Origin of the sequence: Rhodoferax fermentans (genome assembly GCF_002017865.1) — a bacterium.
Taxonomy (GTDB): Bacteria; Pseudomonadota; Gammaproteobacteria; order Burkholderiales; family Burkholderiaceae_C; genus Rhodoferax; species Rhodoferax fermentans.
Genome location: NZ_MTJN01000002.1, coordinates 4243399 through 4258594 on the forward strand (window position 1 = coordinate 4243399; position 15196 = coordinate 4258594).

17 protein-coding genes and 1 tRNA gene are annotated in these 15196 nt (G+C 60.9%); 8 read left to right on the forward strand and 10 right to left on the reverse strand.

Going from position 1 to position 15196, the window contains the following annotated elements:
• Nucleotides 1-16: 16 nt before the first annotated feature.
• The 4 genes from RF819_RS19740 to RF819_RS19755 are packed head-to-tail and all read right to left on the reverse strand — an operon-like array spanning nt 17 to nt 1541.
• Entirely contained in the window at nt 17-541 is a 525-nt protein-coding gene (locus tag RF819_RS19740) for a chemotaxis protein CheW (protein ID WP_078366531.1), read from the reverse strand.
• Nucleotides 538-921 (reverse strand): response regulator, encoded by a 384-nt coding sequence (locus RF819_RS19745; RefSeq protein ID WP_078366532.1) that lies wholly within the window; start codon nt 919-921, stop codon nt 538-540. Before RF819_RS19745 ends, RF819_RS19740 begins: the two co-directional genes overlap by 4 nt.
• The gene (locus tag RF819_RS19750; RefSeq protein ID WP_078367085.1) at nt 918-1319 is read right to left on the reverse strand and encodes a response regulator; all 402 of its coding nucleotides are present in this window, start codon (nt 1317-1319) and stop codon (nt 918-920) included. Before RF819_RS19750 ends, RF819_RS19745 begins: the two co-directional genes overlap by 4 nt.
• Nucleotides 1320-1367: 48 nt before the next feature.
• On the reverse strand, nt 1368-1541 hold the full coding sequence (locus RF819_RS19755) for a rubredoxin (protein WP_143541778.1): 174 nt from the start codon (nt 1539-1541) through the stop codon (nt 1368-1370).
• A 244-nt stretch (nt 1542-1785) separates the two neighbouring features.
• Between RF819_RS19755 and hemL the strand changes: the two genes are divergently transcribed.
• Nucleotides 1786-3090, forward strand: coding sequence for a glutamate-1-semialdehyde 2,1-aminomutase (gene hemL, locus RF819_RS19760; RefSeq protein WP_078366534.1), 1305 nt, complete (start codon nt 1786-1788; stop codon nt 3088-3090).
• Nucleotides 3091-3176: 86 nt separating this feature from the next.
• Here the strand turns inward: hemL and RF819_RS19765 are convergent, their stop codons facing one another.
• The 5 genes from RF819_RS19765 to dusB all read right to left on the reverse strand — a co-directional run bounded on the left by RF819_RS19765 (nt 3177) and on the right by dusB (nt 7864).
• Nucleotides 3177-4028, reverse strand: a complete 852-nt coding sequence (locus RF819_RS19765) for a carcinine hydrolase/isopenicillin-N N-acyltransferase family protein (protein WP_078366535.1) — start codon at nt 4026-4028, stop codon at nt 3177-3179.
• 17 nt (nt 4029-4045) lie between these two features.
• A complete protein-coding gene (locus RF819_RS19770; protein ID WP_078366536.1) occupies nt 4046-4903 on the reverse strand; it encodes a S1/P1 nuclease in 858 nt (285 codons plus the stop codon).
• On the reverse strand, nt 4904-6502 hold the full coding sequence (purH, locus tag RF819_RS19775; protein ID WP_078366537.1) for a bifunctional phosphoribosylaminoimidazolecarboxamide formyltransferase/IMP cyclohydrolase: 1599 nt from the start codon (nt 6500-6502) through the stop codon (nt 4904-4906).
• Between the two features lie 85 nt (nt 6503-6587).
• Nucleotides 6588-6824, reverse strand: coding sequence for a helix-turn-helix domain-containing protein (locus RF819_RS19780; RefSeq protein ID WP_078366538.1), 237 nt, complete (start codon nt 6822-6824; stop codon nt 6588-6590).
• Complete coding sequence (dusB, locus tag RF819_RS19785; protein WP_078366539.1) at nt 6821-7864, reverse strand: tRNA dihydrouridine synthase DusB; 1044 nt, start codon at nt 7862-7864, stop codon at nt 6821-6823. Before dusB ends, RF819_RS19780 begins: the two co-directional genes overlap by 4 nt.
• A 205-nt stretch (nt 7865-8069) precedes the next feature.
• Here dusB and RF819_RS19790 point away from each other — a divergent pair, with 205 nt between their 5' ends.
• Nucleotides 8070-8540 (forward strand): YqaA family protein, encoded by a 471-nt coding sequence (locus RF819_RS19790; protein ID WP_078366540.1) that lies wholly within the window; start codon nt 8070-8072, stop codon nt 8538-8540.
• Between the two features lie 84 nt (nt 8541-8624).
• Here RF819_RS19790 and ychF read toward each other — a convergent pair whose 3' ends face one another.
• Nucleotides 8625-9716 carry a redox-regulated ATPase YchF gene (ychF, locus tag RF819_RS19795; protein WP_078367086.1) on the reverse strand — a complete coding sequence of 364 codons (1092 nt, stop codon included), beginning with the start codon at nt 9714-9716 and terminating at the stop codon, nt 8625-8627.
• A 111-nt stretch (nt 9717-9827) separates the two neighbouring features.
• Between ychF and RF819_RS19800 the strand changes: the two genes are divergently transcribed.
• The 6 genes from RF819_RS19800 (at nt 9828) to RF819_RS19825 (ending at nt 15149) form a co-directional block, all read left to right on the forward strand.
• Complete coding sequence (locus RF819_RS19800) at nt 9828-10949, forward strand: FAD-dependent monooxygenase (RefSeq protein WP_078366541.1); 1122 nt, start codon at nt 9828-9830, stop codon at nt 10947-10949.
• A 20-nt stretch (nt 10950-10969) separates the two neighbouring features.
• The gene (locus RF819_RS19805; protein ID WP_078366542.1) at nt 10970-11692 is read left to right on the forward strand and encodes a DsbC family protein; all 723 of its coding nucleotides are present in this window, start codon (nt 10970-10972) and stop codon (nt 11690-11692) included.
• 12 nt (nt 11693-11704) lie between these two features.
• Entirely contained in the window at nt 11705-13504 is a 1800-nt protein-coding gene (locus tag RF819_RS19810; RefSeq protein ID WP_078366543.1) for a M61 family metallopeptidase, read from the forward strand.
• Nucleotides 13505-13577: 73 nt separating this feature from the next.
• Nucleotides 13578-14357 carry an enoyl-CoA hydratase gene (locus RF819_RS19815; RefSeq protein WP_078366544.1) on the forward strand — a complete coding sequence of 260 codons (780 nt, stop codon included), beginning with the start codon at nt 13578-13580 and terminating at the stop codon, nt 14355-14357.
• Between the two features lie 55 nt (nt 14358-14412).
• A tRNA-Met gene (locus RF819_RS19820) sits at nt 14413-14489 on the forward strand.
• A gap of 144 nt (nt 14490-14633) precedes the next feature.
• A complete protein-coding gene (locus RF819_RS19825) occupies nt 14634-15149 on the forward strand; it encodes a hypothetical protein (RefSeq protein WP_078366545.1) in 516 nt (171 codons plus the stop codon).
• Nucleotides 15150-15196: the final 47 nt, after the last annotated feature.

Here is a 15196-nt window from a genome sequence, read left to right on the forward strand (position 1 = left end):
CAACCCGGTAAAAAAATCAAGCACCAATGCTTAAAAAAGCAGTGGTCTGGGACAAGGCGTAGAGGTCAATTTCCTGCCACACCTGGCCATGTGTATCTATCAAACGATGGCCAAACCAGGCAGGAGAACCGTCCGGCGCGGGCTCAACACCTGTGAAAGCCTCCTGGCGGCGCAGCCCCATCAAACCGTCCAGCACCAGGGCACAGTTGAGCCCCGACTCGGCATTCAGGGTGACCAGCCGGACCTGGGCCCAGGCCTGCTCACTGCGTACCGCTGCGTCACCCATCAGCGCCAGCAGGTCCACCACAGCATACAGCCCCCCACGCAGGTTGGCCACACCACAAAACCAGGCCTGGGTATAAGGCACCTGGGTGATGCTGGGCAAGGGGAAAATCTCGCCCGCTTGCGACAGCGGCAACAGGTAGTGCGCCTCACCCAAGCGCACCGCCAGCCAGGCCACAGACACCGACTGTCCCTGCGCTGACTGGAGTCTGTCAGCCAGCCGGGTTTGCAGGTCCCTGAGGGCTTGTTTGTTGCTCATTGACGTTTGGAGGGTCCGCCCAGCGCCTTGATTTTGTCCATCAGTTCCTGGGCGTTGACAGGTTTGGTGATGTAGTCACTGGCGCCCTGACGCAGCCCCCAGACCCGGTCGGTTTCCTGGTTTTTGCTGGTACAGATGATGATCGGAATCTCGGCGTACTCAGGTGTTCGGTGGATCGAGCGCGTCAGCTGGAAGCCGTTTTGCCCGGGCATGACCACATCCATCAGGATCAGGTCAGGCTTGGCATCGGCCAGGCGTTGCAAGGCTTCGTCACCACTCTCGGCGGTACGCACCGACAGGCCGTTGTCCTGCAACAGGGTGCTTAGAAACATCAACTCGGTTTTGGAGTCATCAACAATCAATACTTCACGAATAGTCACGCGGGATCCCCTTCTAGGGTGGCAGCATATTGCGCCACAGCTTTGAGCAATTGGTCTTTGGTAAATGGCTTGGTCAGGTAGTCTTGTGCACCCACCATGCGGCCACGCGCCTTGTCAAACACACCGTCCTTGGATGAGAGCATGATCACCGGCACACTGGCAAACTTGGTGTTGCGCTTGATGATGGCACAGGTCTGGTAGCCGTCCAGGCGGGGCATCAGGATGTCGCAAAACACCAGATCGGGCTGATAGTCACTGACCTTGGACAAGGCATCAAACCCGTCTTCAGCGAGCATCACATCATGCTGGCCCGCTTTGAGGAAAATCTCTGCACTGCGCCGGATGGTGTTGCTGTCATCCACCACCAGAATTTTCAAGTTGGAACCGGTTGTGTTCACCCGATGCATCTCCAGAGTTGATGTTGGAAAACGGTATCCAACGAGGTGTCAGATCCGCACCATCTCAAAATCGTCCTTGCGGGCGCCACATTCAGGGCAGGCCCAGTTCAAGGGCACCTTGTCCCAGGGTGTACCCGCAGGCACACCGCTGTCAGGGTCACCCACGGTTTCATCATAAATCCAGCCGCAGATCAAACACATCCAGGTTGTTGACGAAGTCACGGGTTAGGCACCTTTGCAAAGATCGGAGGAAAACCTGTCCGCCGCCCTGCGCGGCAAGCCACTGGCTCGCTATTCTGCCTCAAGAAATTTGCAGCTAGATGCTTTTATCCCTGAGCTATGTCAGCCTTCTGACTGTGTGGAGAGAGACAATTCAAGAAGCGTGACTTAGTGGGCACTATCTGCGATTGGCAGTGAACCCCTTGCCCCGCTTTTTTACCCGATCTTTTCAAGAAGCGCACTTTTCATGACCACTCACACCGACCTCAACCAGACCTTGTTCGAACGCGCCAAACACGTCATCCCCGGCGGCGTCAACTCACCTGTGCGGGCGTTCCGCGCGGTAGGCGGCACACCCCGCTTCATCAGCCGCGCACAGGGCGCCTACATCTGGGACGCCAACGGCCAGAAGTACATCGACTACATCGGCTCCTGGGGCCCGATGATCCTGGGCCACGGCCACCCGGCGGTGGTGGAGGCGGTGCAAAAAGCGGTGCTGGAAGGCTTTTCCTACGGCGCCCCCACCGAACGCGAGGTGGAACTGGCCGAAGAAATCCTCAAGATCATGCCCAGCATGGACATGGTGCGCCTGGTCAGCTCCGGCACCGAAGCCGGCATGAGCGCGATACGCCTGGCGCGCGGTGCCACCGGCCGCAAAACCATCCTCAAGTTCGAGGGCTGTTACCACGGCCACGCCGACGCGCTGCTGGTCAAGGCCGGCTCGGGTCTGGCCACCTTTGGCAACCCCACCAGCGCTGGTGTGCCGCCTGAGGTGGTGCAACACACCATGGTGCTCGAATACAACAACGTCGAGCAGATCGAAGCCGCGTTTGCCGAGCATGGCCAAGAAATCGCCTGCATCATCATCGAACCGATTGCCGGCAACATGAACTTTGTGCGCGCCAGCGTGCCCTTCATGAAACGCTGCCGCGAGCTCTGCACCGCCAACGGCGCACTGCTGATCCTGGACGAGGTGATGACCGGTTTCCGTGTGGCACTCGGTGGTGCACAAAGTGTCTACGCCAAAGCCATCCCCGGTTTCGAGCCCGACATCACGGTGATGGGCAAGGTGATTGGTGGCGGCATGCCGCTGGCGGCTTTTGGTGCCAAACGGGCGGTGATGGAGCACCTGGCGCCGCTCGGTGGTGTCTACCAGGCCGGCACCCTGTCGGGCAACCCGATTGCCACCGCCTGCGGTCTGGCCACGCTCAAAGAGATCAGCAAACCAGGCTTTTATGACGAACTGGGCCGCAAGACCCAGTCTCTGATCAGCGGCCTGAAAAGTGCAGCGGCAGCAGAAGGTGTGGCCTTCAGCGGTGACAGCCAGGGCGGCATGATGGGCTTTTTCCTGCTGGACACCCTGCCCAGCACCTACAAGGAAGTCATGACCACCGATGGCGCCAAGTTCAACCAGCTGTTCCACGGCTTGCTGGACCGCGGTGTCTACATCGCGCCAGCCCTGTACGAAGCCGGGTTTGTGAGCGCCGCGCACACCGATGAGGACATCGCCGCCAGCGTTGCTGCCGCGCACGATATCTTTAAGTCACTGTAAAGCCGATACATGTGGTGCTTGCAAAACAAGCGCCACATGCTCGTCTCACCCGCATGACCTGGCACAGGCAGGCGGCCAAGGCTTAATCAGTAGCCTGTTTTTGCAGTGGCTTGCCAGAAGGCGTCATCAAGCAGCAGTTCATGTGTGCTCGGCTGCTGGCCAGGATTTGCCAGCAACACACGCAGACGCGGCGCCCCTTGGGCCGGGACGGCCACAATCCAAGAAGCCATCGTGTGTTCACGCCCACTACGCCACAAGCTGTTGTTGGCTCCGTCATGTTGGTCATGGCTGAAAGCCGAGAATTGATCCAGCGTGTAGAGCTCTGTCTGTTGCCCCAACAAGGTCTGGATGCGATTCAGCCGTGTGGCGCTGCTGGTGCCGATTTTCTGGTTGTAAAGCGCCGCCAGCGCAGGGTCAAGGTAGTGATTGGTGTGCGCCAGTGAACCACTGTCACGGCTCTTGACGCTGAATGTGCCATCCAGCCCAACCTCCACCTGTACCACCATGCGTCGGTCAGAAAGCATGAAAAAATTGGCCCGCGATTTTGAAAACAGGAGCGCCGCATCATCCAAAACCGCCCGCACAGTGCTGTAGCCGCTCAAGACTTGAACCATGATGCCATGTTTGTCCGGCTGGGCCTCGCGCACCGAACGCGGGATATTGCTGGATGCCGAAACAATGCTCAAGCCGCGTTCATTCACGCCCGCCTTCAGCCCTGGGGCATTGTTTCCCTCAGCGTACAAGCCCAAGAACTTCAGCCCGGTTTTGGGACTCACTTTTTTGAGGTACTGCCAGTGATCGGGCACCCAATCCCGGTTTTTGGAAATCAGCGTGCCACCACCCGCCTGAGTCCCTGCCACCGCCCACAAGGTACAAGCCCATGCACTCCATGGCGCCAGCAGCACCGACCACACCAGCAGCAGAATTCGCCCTCGCATGTTGCCTACACCTCAGGTCAATGCAAAACCGCGTTAAGAAGTTGCGCCAATCGCAGACCAGCCTTGGCGATTTGCTTACGAATGACGGGGGCTGCCTGTTGCTGGTAGGCCAGATCGAGCACCACCGGTCCCTGTAAGTCAACGCCACAACTGAACCCCGCCAAGGGATCAAAGACAAATTGGCGGGACAGCAAACGTGTTTCGCGCATCCACTGCGTGGGTGCGTCTGCCGCTGGTGCAGCGCTGAAATCTGGCAAAGGAGTCAGCACCAACGGACCGCTCTGAAGTGCGAGCTTGGCCAGCGTGTTGTCCCAGGCCCAGTGCAAGGCGGCGTCAGGTCGAGGCGATTGACCTTCGAGGCTGACCGCAATGTTCTTGCCATGCACACCCGAATGCATCGGCATATGCAGGTCACCCACTAGGTGCACCACCCATTTCAGGGCTTCGTTGCGCGCTCGGGGTGTTTGACTCGGGTCTTGCAAAATCTGGGCATAGTGGATGATGAGTTGGTCCACACAATACCCGTCCTTGCAGGCGCCCAGTGCCTCGGAGCACACCGGATTGGCCCGTGTGTGCCAGCCTTGGTAGGTGCCCGCAGGCGCAATTTCCCGGATTTCGTCGGGCCAAGAGGCAATCTGGGCCAGCGTGGTTCGACCCGAAGGCTGCTGGTCACGATCAAGATCGTTTTTTAACAAGCTGCTCACCTGCACCGTGGCCGCTGGCGTCAGTTGGGTCGCGGCGATCTCTGCCACGGTGGCGTGGCCCAGCTTACCCCACGACCAACCCAACACCGGGCAACTGGCCAACAGGCCCCCGATCAGCAGTGTGCGCAGCCACAGGGTTCCAGCAATCCCATGGGCAGGTGCGGGGAGCATTTAATGCCTGAAATGCCGCACGCCGGAAAACACCATGGCCACACCACGTTCGTTGGCGGCGTCGATCACTTCCTGGTCGCGCATGGAGCCACCGGGCTGGATGACGCAGGTGGCGCCTGCGTCCACCACCACGTCCAGGCCATCGCGGAACGGGAAGAAGGCGTCGCTGGCGACTGCAGTGCCGACCAGGCTCAAACCAGCCGCCTGCGCCTTGATGCTGGCGATGCGGGCCGAGTCCAGGCGGCTCATCTGGCCAGCGCCCACACCCATGGTCATGCCGCCTTTGCAGAAGACGATGGCGTTGCTCTTGACGAACTTGCCGATCTTCCAGGCAAACAGCAGGTCTTGTAACTGCTCGGCGGTGGGTTGCACTTTGGTGACCACTTTCAAGTCGGCCAGCGTGAGTTCATGGTTGTCAGCGGTCTGCATCAGCAGGCCGGAGCCGACGCGTTTGATGTCCACGGCGTTTCGGCCATTGGCCCAGTCGCTGGCGCCACCCGGTGGCAGCGCGATCTTGAGGATACGCACATTGACCTTGGTCTTGAACACCGCAAGTGCCTCGGGCGTGAAGTCCGGGGCCATCAGCACCTCGATGAACTGCTTCGACATCTGTAGCGCAGCAGCCTCGTCCAGCGTGCAGTTGATGGCAATGATGCCGCCAAACGCGGAGGTCGGGTCGGTCTGGAAGGCCTTGCTGTAGGCCTGCAGCGCGTCCACACCCACAGCCACACCGCAGGGGTTGGCGTGTTTGACGATGACACAAGCGGCGCCGTCTTTGGTCGCGTCAAAACTCTTGACACATTCCCAGGCGGCGTCGGCATCGGCGATGTTGTTGTAGCTGAGTTCCTTGCCTTGCAGCTGCACCGCAGTCACCAGCGAGCCGGGCGCCGGGTACAGATCGCGGTAGAAGGCGGCGCTCTGGTGCGGGTTTTCGCCGTAACGCAGGTCTTGCAGCTTGATGAAGTTGCTGTTGGCTTGCGCCGGGAACAGCGCGGGCACCGGGGCACTCACCGCTTCATCAAAGCTGATGGCGGACAGGTAGTTGCTGATGGCGGCGTCGTACTGGGCGACACGGTTGAAGGCCGCCACACTCAGCGCAAACTTGGTGGCCAGGGTCAGCTTGCCGTCGGCTTGGAGTTCGGCCAGCACCTGCGGGTATTGGGATGCGTCGGTCAGGATGCCCACGTCTTTCCAGTTTTTGGCAGCGCTGCGCACCATGGCGGGGCCGCCGATGTCGATGTTCTCGATCGCGTCTTCAAGCGTACAACCGGGTTTTGCCACGGTGGCTTCAAACGGGTAGAGGTTGATCACCGCCAGGTCGATGGTGTCGATGGCGTAGGCCTTGAGCGCGGCCATGTGTTCGGGCAGATCGCGGCGCGCCAGCAGGCCACCGTGCACCTTGGGGTGCAGGGTTTTAACACGGCCATCGAGCATCTCGGGGAAACCGGTGACACCCGCCACCTCGGTCACCGGCAAACCGCTGTCGGCCAGCAGCTTGGCGGTGCCGCCGGTGGAGATCAGCTTGATGCCCAGCGCGTGCAAGGCCTGGGCAAATTCGACGATGCCGGTTTTGTCGGAGACGGAAAGAAGTGCGTTCATGGTGTCGGGGTGGTTGGAAAGGAAAGTGGCTTGAATTGGAAGGAAAAACAGGCTCTAGCCCTGATGTATAAAGGGCTGGCAGCTATCAATCGATGAGTTTGTGTTCGAGCAGTTTTTTACGCAAGGTGTTGCGGTTAAGACCCAGCCACTGGGCTGCTTTGGACTGGTTGTTGTCGGCGCGTTGCATCACCACCTCCAACAGCGGTTTCTCGACCACACTGATCAGCATGTCGTACATGCCGTCGGGCTCGCTGCCGCCCAGATCACACAGGTAGCCTTCGACGTTGCTGCGCACACATTCGGCGATGTGCATGGGTTTCATGGTGTCTTCTCCAGATTCAAACGGTTTCCTTCGGGGGTGGCGCGCGCGGGCAGCCGGTCCATGCGCTCGTGCAGCGCATCAAAAAAGTAGGCAACGGCGGCCAGCTGCTGGGCGCCGTCATCCAAGGTGTTCATGTGGGCACAAAACACATCGCCACCGGGCAGCGCCTTGACATACCAGCCGATGTGTTTGCGCGCGGTGCGCACGCCCAGGTACTCGCCATACAGGCTGTAATGGTCTTGCAGGTGGTCCAGCATCAGGTGCTTGACCTCGCCCACCAGAGGCGGGGCCAGCAGCGTGCCGGTGCCCAGAAAGTGGGCGATCTCGCGGAAGATCCACGGCCTGCCCTGCGCGGCGCGGCCAATCATGATCGCATCGGCGCCGGTGGCATCCAGCACAGCGCGCGCTTTGTGCGGGCTGTCGATGTCACCATTGGCCACCACCGGGATCGACACGGCGGACTTGACCTCGGCAATGGTGGCGTATTCGGCCTGGCCTTTGTAACCCTGCTCGCGGGTGCGGCCGTGCACGGTGAGCATCTGCACCCCGGCCTGCTCAAAGGCACGTGCCAATGGCACCGCGTTTTTGTGCGCCTGGTCCCAGCCGGTGCGCATCTTGAGGGTGACCGGCACCCCCAGCGGGGCACAGGCCTGCGCCACCGCCTCCACAATCTGCAGGGCCAGGGGCTCGTCTTGCATCAGGGCCGAACCGGCCCATTTGTTGCACACCTTTTTGGCCGGGCAGCCCATGTTGATGTCGATCACCTGGGCGCCGTGGTCGATGTTGTAACGCGCGGCATCGGCCATCATGGCGGGCTCGGTGCCCGCAATCTGCACCGCGATCAGCCCGGTTTCACCGGCGTGGTTGACACGGCGGCTGGTCTTGGCAGAAGCCAACAAATCGGGGCGGCTGGTGACCATTTCGCTCACCGCGTACCCCGCGCCCAGGCGTTTGCACAGCTGGCGAAACGGGCGATCGGTAACGCCTGCCATGGGCGCCACAAAATAAGCATTGGGCAGCAAATAAGGGCCGATGTTCATGCTGGCAAAAAAAGAAAAACTGGGGAAACGCCAATGATTGACCGGCAAGACATGTCAACCAGCGTGGGGCTGGGCGCAGGTACTTGCCGGGATGGACAGGCATTCTAGCTGCTTAAAAAAGCGGCACCCAAACACCAGGCAGCGCGCCAGGGCGCAAACCCATACCGGCCAAGGCCAATCCGGGCCTTCCTATACTCGGCCACCCATGGACGCCTGGATCGACCCCCTTCTCAGCTGGCTTGCCCTGCCACAGTACGGCCTGAGCAGTGTGTTTGTGGTGGCCTTTGTGTCGGCCACATTGCTGCCCATGGGCTCCGAGCCAGCGGTGTTTGGCCTGGTTCAGCTCAACCCGCATCTGTTCTGGTCGGCCATCGGGGTGGCCACACTGGGCAACACCCTGGGTGGCGCGTTAACTTGGTGGATGGGCCTGGCCTCACACAAGGTGGTGGACCGTTACCAGCATTCACCCCACCACCTGCGGGCGCTGGCTTGGCTCGAAAAACTTGGCCCCAAAGCCTGCCTGCTGGCCTGGCTGCCGGTGGTTGGTGACCCTCTGTGCGCGGTGGCGGGCTGGCTCAAACTGCCGTTCTGGCCCTGCCTGGTCTACATGGCGATTGGCAAGTTTGCCCGCTACCTGACGATGACGGCGGTGCTGGTGGGTGCGTTTGGCGGCTGAGCCACCATCACATACCGCTACACACCTGATAGCTTCCAGCCCTTATCGATAAAGGGCCAGAGGCCGATTTGGCTGATAAAGATATCAGGAACTGAACAAGAAGTTCATCACGTCGCCATCCTTGACGACATAGTCCTTGCCTTCGGCGCGCATCTTGCCGGCATCCTTGGCGCCTTGTTCACCTTTGAAAGCGATGAAGTCTTCATAAGCGATGGTCTGGGCACGGATGTAGCCCTTCTCGAAGTCGGTGTGGATCACACCGGCGGCTTGCGGCCCGGTGTCGCCCTTGTGGATGGTCCAGGCGCGCACTTCCTTGACACCGGCGGTGAAGTAAGTTTGCAGGCCCAGCAGGTCGTAGGCCGAGCGGATCAGGCGGTTCAGACCCGGCTCGTGCAGGCCGAGCTCTTCCAGGAACATCTGGCGGTCCTCGTCACTCATCTCGGCCATTTCGGCCTCCAGCTTGGCGCTGATTGCCACCACTGGGGCGTTCTGTGCGTGGGCGTAGGCGGTCAGCCGGTCCAGCAACGGGTTGTTGGTGAAGCCGTCTTCGGCCACATTGGCGACAAACATCGCGGGCTTGGCGGTGATCAGGAAAAACTGCTTGAGCAGCGGCAATTCTTCCTTGCTGAAGTCGAGTGTGCGCACCGGCTTGGCCTCGTTGAGCGCCACTTGGCACTTTTCAAGAATCGCCACAAGTTTGGCCGACTCTTTGTCCCCCGAGCGTGCCAGCTTGGTGACACGGTGCAGGGCTTTTTCAACGGCGGCCAGGTCGGCCAGGCACAACTCGGTCTGGATCACCTCGATGTCGGAGATCGGGTCCACCTTGCCGGACACGTGCACCACGTTGTCGTCCTCAAAACAGCGCACCACGTTGATGGTGGCATCGGTCTCGCGGATGTGGGCCAGAAACTTGTTGCCCAGACCCTCGCCGGTGCTGGCGCCAGCCACAAGGCCCGCAATGTCCACAAACTCGACGATGGCGCGCTGCACTTTTTGCGGGTTCACGATGGCGGACAAGGCGTCCAGCCGCGCGTCCGGCACTTCCACAATGCCTACATTGGGCTCAATGGTGCAAAACGGGTAGTTTTCCGCAGCAATGCCTGCCTTGGTGAGTGCGTTGAACAGGGTCGATTTACCGACGTTGGGCAAGCCCACGATGCCACATTTCATAAAAATCCTAACGAGTTGGGGGCGCTCTGGCGCAGGGCCACACTGGCGCAAGCGGCCAGACTGGCTAAACCCTGGATTATCCATGAGGCCGCCGGGGCACTTCTACAATCATCCGCCATGAAACACCAATATGACATCTGCATCCGGGGCGGCGGCATTGTGGGCCACACCCTGGCCCTGTTGCTGGCACGTGAGCGCCTGAAGGTGGCCCTGGTGGCCAAGCCACCGGCCCAGCCCGCAGCCAGCGCTGCGGATGTGCGCGCCTACGCCTTGAACGCCAAGTCCAGGGCGCTGCTGGAGTCGGTGCGCTGCTGGCCAGACGCGCAACACGCCACCGCCGTCACCCACATGCAGGTGTTGGGTGACGATGGCGGTGAGGTCAACTTCTCGGCACCAGCGCTGGATGTCCCCGCCCTGACCTGGATTGTGGATGTGCCGCTGCTGGAGGCCCGGCTGGCCGAGGCGGTGCGTTTTCAGCCGCAGATCGAGCTGCTGGACAGCCCGGCACCCGCCAGCCTGATGGTGGTGTGTGAAGGCAAAAACAGCGCCACCCGGGCCGAGCTGGGTGTGGCGTTTGAGACAACACGCTACAGCCAGCGTGCGATTGCGACGCGCCTGAGCACCGAACAGGCCCACGGCCAGACCGCACGCCAGTGGTTCACGCAAGGCGAGATCCTGGCCTTTTTGCCACTCGGGGGTGAACAGGGCCACAGCGTGGGAATCGTCTGGTCGGTGCAGGAGAACCGGGTGGAGGCCCTGATGGCAGCCAGCGACGATGACTTTTGTGCCGAGCTGGGGCAAGTCAGCCAGCACTGTCTGGGCCAGTTGAAACTGGCCAGCCAGCGCGTGGCCTGGCCCTTGCAGGCCGCACAAGCCAGCCGCTGGATCGGCCACACGGTCGACGGCCAGGCCTGGGCGCTGGCCGGTGATGCTGCTCACGCGGTGCACCCGCTGGCCGGGCAAGGGCTCAACCTGGGTCTGGGTGACGCGGCCGAACTGGCGCGCATTCTGCAAGGCCGCGCCTACTGGCGCCCGGTCAACGACCCCAAGCTGCTGCGCCAGTACGAGCGGGCTCGCCGTGCCGAGGTGGGCACCACCGCACTGGCCATGGACGGCCTGCAGCGTCTGTTTTCCCGGAACAGCCCCAACTGGCAGGCCCTGCGCAACTGGGGCATGAACGGTTTTGAGCGCAGCGGCCAGGCCAAACAATGGGCGGCGCGTTACGCCATGGGCCTTTGAAAATCTCTACCGGAACCACAATGAAACGACTCTCTCACCTGATCACCTGCGCCGCGCTGCTGGCCACCTGCACCCTCACCAGCGCCTTGGCGCAAGAGGCGGCCATCCGCAAAAACCTGGGTGAGCGTGTGCCCCAACTCGGCAAGATTGATGAAGTCAGCAAAACACCCATCGCCGGTGTCTACGAGCTGCGCATCAACGGCACCGACATCCTGTACACCGACGCCCAAGGCGACTTCCTGATCCAGGGCAACCTGATCGACACCAAACAGCGCCGCAACCTGACCGAGGAGCGGGTGGACAAACTCAGCGCCATCCAGTTCGACAGCCTGCCGTTCAAGGACGCCTTCACCATCGTGCGAGGCAACGGCAAACGCAAGCTGGCGGTGTTTGAGGACCCCAACTGCGGCTACTGCAAACGGTTCGAGGAAGGCCTGCAACAGATCAACAATGTGACGGTCTACATGTTCCTCTACCCGGTGCTGGGGCCGAACTCGGTCGACAAGAGCAAAACCATCTGGTGTGCCAAAGACAAAGCCAAAAGCTGGAGCGACTGGATGCTCAAAGGGGTGGAGCCCAGCAGCGCCAAATGTGACAGCACTGCGGTGGACCGCAATGTGCAACTGGGTAAAAAACACAAGATCAACGGCACCCCCACCCTGATTTTTGCCGACGGCACCCGGGTGCCGGGCGCGATTGGCCCAGACCAGGTGGAAAAACAACTCGACCAGGCAGGCAGCTAACAGAGACAACCCATGCAAGCCATCCACTACCAGATCAGCGCACACGACTTACACGCCCACCTGTTTGACATCACCCTGAACATCCCTAGCCCGGCCGCCCAACAGGTGGTGAGCCTGCCGGTATGGATTGCCGGCAGTTACCTGGTGCGCGAATTTGCCAAACACCTGCAGAATTTGAGCGCCCGCCAGGGTAAAAAGGCCGTGGCCATCACCCAGCTCGACAAAAACAGCTGGCAAATCGATTGCCAGGCCGGCAAACCACTGAGCCTGAACTACCAAGTGTATGCCTTTGACAACTCGGTGCGCACCGCCTGGCTGGACGCCCAACGTGGTTTCTTCAACGGCACCAGCCTGTGCCTGCGGGTGCATGGCCAGGAAGACCAGCCTCAGCAACTAACCCTGTCCAAAGACGGTCTGCCCGCTGACTGGCAGGTGGCCACCGCGTTGCGGCCAGAAAAAACCACACCCAAAGGTTTTGGCAGCTACCTGGCCGAGAACTACGACGAACTGGTCGATTCACCGGTGGAGCTGGGCGCCTTCTGGAGCGGCAGCTTCAGCGCCGGCGGGGTGGAACACCGTTTTGTGGTGGCCGGTGCCTGCGCCAGTTTTGACGGCGCACGCCTGCTGGCTGACACCCAGGCCATTTGTGAAGCCGAAATGACCTTCTGGCACGGCAAACCAAGCAAAGGCAAGCCACGCAGCACCAAAAACCGCCCACCGCACGACCGGTATGTCTTCATGCTCAACGCGGTGGACAACAGTTATGGCGGGCTGGAGCACCGCCACAGCACCGCGCTGATCTGCAAACGCTCTGATCTGCCACGCATTGGGCAAAGCCGCAACTTGAGCGCCACGGACGGCTACACCAACCTGCTGGGCCTGATTTGCCACGAGTACTTTCACACCTGGAACGTCAAGCGCCTGCGCCCGGCAGAGTTGACCCGTTATGACTATGGACGCGAGAACTACACCGAGCTGTTGTGGTTTTTTGAAGGCTTCACGAGTTATTACGACGACCTGCTGCTGCGCCGCGCCGGGCTGATCGACAACGCCACCTACCTGGCGCTGCTGTGCAAAAACATCAATGTCGTGCAACAAAGCCCGGGGCGCCTGGTGCAAACAGTGGCGCAGGCCAGTTTTGACGCCTGGGTCAAATACTACCGGCAGGACGAAAACAGCCCCAACGCCACCATCAGTTATTACACCAAGGGCGCGCTGGTGGCACTGTGCCTGGACATGAGCCTGCGCCAGGGCGGCAAAACCAACCTGGACGCGGTGATGCGGACCCTGTGGCAACGCTGCCAAGGCGGCCCGATGACCGAGGCCGACGTGCTGGCCGTGTTACAGGAACTCTCGGGCGAGTCCTACGCCGAACGCCTGGCAGCCTGGGTGCACAGCACGGCCGAGCTGCCGCTGCAGGCCCTGCTGCGTGCGCAGGGGGTGGACTATCTGGAAGAGGCTGCGAGCCTGGCCGATCAGTTGGGCCTCAAGCTCACCGAGTCAGGCGGCATCCGTATCAAGACCGTGTTACGTGGCAGCGCCGCCGAGACGGCCGGGTTTGCGGCGGGTGACGAATGGCTGGCGGTGTTGCCCGCAGCGGGCAAAGGTCAAACGGCTGGCGGCTGGCGCCTCAACAAACTGGATGAACTGCCGCTGTACGTAGACCTCACCCATCCATTTCAGGCCCTGGTCGCGCGTGACCAACGCCTGATGCACTTGCCAGTCCGTTTGACCAAAGGCGTCACCCAGGTCAAACTCTCGGCCAGCCCGAGCCAACAGCTGGAGGCCTGGCTGGAAACACAAAAACAATAGCTATCAGCCCTTTTGGAATAAGGGCTACAGGCCATTTTCTTATTCAAGTGTTTGTATTCACCAAGGAGTCGGCATGAGCTACGAACTGATCACCGTGCGTGTGGAAGCGGGCAAGGTTGGCATCATCACCCTGAACCGGCCCAAACAGCTCAATGCGCTCAACGACCAGCTGATGAGCGAGCTGGGCACGGCGTTGCAGGCCTTTGACGCGGACAGCGCCATTGCCTGCACGATCCTCACCGGCAGCGAAAAAGCCTTTGCCGCCGGTGCCGACATCGGCGCCATGGCCAGCTACAGCTTTGCCGACGCCTACAAGGGCGACTTCATCACCCGCAACTGGGAACAAATCCGCAGCGTGCGCAAACCGGTGATTGCCGCAGTGAGCGGTTTTGCGCTGGGCGGCGGTTGTGAACTGGCGATGATGTGTGACTTCATCATCGCCGCCGACAACGCCAAATTTGGCCAGCCCGAGATCAAACTCGGCATCATCCCCGGCGCCGGTGGCACACAACGCTTGCCGCGTGCAGTGGGCAAGGCCAAAGCCATGGACATGGCGCTGACCGGCCGCATGATGGATGCGGTCGAGGCCGAACGCGCCGGGCTGGTCAGCCGTGTGGTGCCGCTGGACAAGCTGATGGACGAGGCCCTGGGCGCGGCCCTGATGATCAGCGAGTTCTCGCAGATCGCGGTCATGGCGGCCAAGGAGTCGGTCAACCGCGCGTTTGAAGGTAGCTTGAGTGATGGTGTGATGTTTGAGCGCCGCCTGTTCCACGCCTTGTTTGCCACGGCCGACCAGAAAGAAGGCATGGACGCCTTCGTCAACAAACGCAAAGCCAACTTCAGTCACCAATAACGGACAACCCAGTTTGCCAAAAGGCCATTTCTTCCCGCTATAATCTTGCCTCGTTGGTGATATAGCTCAGCTGGTTAGAGCGCAGCATTCATAATGCTGATGTCGGTGGTTCAAATCCACCTATCACCACCAAGATTTTTCAGGAAACCTCAAAAACCCGCACGCTCTCCAGCCTGGCGGGTTTTTTGTTGTCTTACGCCCAGTCCATGGCGTTGCTCTACATCGGAGGTATTGGGTTTGTCTGATCGGAAAAAAAGGATAGGTGCCAGCGGCTGGTTGGGCGTTGTTCTGCTGGCTGCTGTGGGGGCGGCCGCATGGTTCAGGCAGGAGCTTGTGCCGGTCTGGGCCTTGGCCCAACCCACCATCGAGCCGCTGTGGCAACACCTCAGAACCCCTTCACAGTGGCCCAACTGGGTGGCCTACCTGGTCAGCATCCCGTCGGTGCTGGCCGTGTTGTTCCTGGGCTGGCGTTACCTGCAGTACCGGAAAAGCAGCCGACGCCTGTTCAAGCAGCTGAGTTATCTGGGCTCGGTCTGGCGTTGGAACAGCCCGGCAGACCTGCCCATGGCCTTGAAACCCTACTGCCCCAACTGCAACGCCCTGCTGGTCTACGAAGAACTGGGCGGACGAGCTGGCAACCAGTCGCAATCGGTGGCGCTGCACTGTGAAGCCTGCCAGACCATCCCGACCGAACAACCCGGCACCTGGAAATACCTGCAGGCGCGCGCCGCGCGCGAGATCGAGCGCCTGATCCGCACCGGTGAATGGCGGCAACATGTGCCAGGCCATTAAAGCGGTGAAACCAATCGCCCACCCGCTCTTGCGGGGCCTGCGGCTCT

What these genes read in the sequence shown, in the direction of transcription:
- hemL (WP_078366534.1), top strand. Translation starts at nt 1,786, where the DNA reads ATGACCACTCACACCGACCTCAACCAGACCTTGTTCGAACGCGCCAAA.
- RF819_RS19810 (WP_078366543.1), top strand. Translation starts at nt 11,705, where the DNA reads ATGCAAGCCATCCACTACCAGATCAGCGCACACGACTTACACGCCCAC.
- purH (WP_078366537.1), bottom strand. Translation starts at nt 6,502, where the DNA reads ATGAACGCACTTCTTTCCGTCTCCGACAAAACCGGCATCGTCGAATTT.
- RF819_RS19765 (WP_078366535.1), bottom strand. Translation starts at nt 4,028, where the DNA reads ATGCGAGGGCGAATTCTGCTGCTGGTGTGGTCGGTGCTGCTGGCGCCA.
- RF819_RS19805 (WP_078366542.1), top strand. Translation starts at nt 10,970, where the DNA reads ATGAAACGACTCTCTCACCTGATCACCTGCGCCGCGCTGCTGGCCACC.
- RF819_RS19770 (WP_078366536.1), bottom strand. Translation starts at nt 4,903, where the DNA reads ATGCTCCCCGCACCTGCCCATGGGATTGCTGGAACCCTGTGGCTGCGC.
- RF819_RS19790 (WP_078366540.1), top strand. Translation starts at nt 8,070, where the DNA reads ATGGACGCCTGGATCGACCCCCTTCTCAGCTGGCTTGCCCTGCCACAG.
- RF819_RS19740 (WP_078366531.1), bottom strand. Translation starts at nt 541, where the DNA reads ATGAGCAACAAACAAGCCCTCAGGGACCTGCAAACCCGGCTGGCTGAC.
- RF819_RS19800 (WP_078366541.1), top strand. Translation starts at nt 9,828, where the DNA reads ATGAAACACCAATATGACATCTGCATCCGGGGCGGCGGCATTGTGGGC.
- RF819_RS19815 (WP_078366544.1), top strand. Translation starts at nt 13,578, where the DNA reads ATGAGCTACGAACTGATCACCGTGCGTGTGGAAGCGGGCAAGGTTGGC.
- dusB (WP_078366539.1), bottom strand. Translation starts at nt 7,864, where the DNA reads ATGAACATCGGCCCTTATTTGCTGCCCAATGCTTATTTTGTGGCGCCC.
- RF819_RS19780 (WP_078366538.1), bottom strand. Translation starts at nt 6,824, where the DNA reads ATGAAACCCATGCACATCGCCGAATGTGTGCGCAGCAACGTCGAAGGC.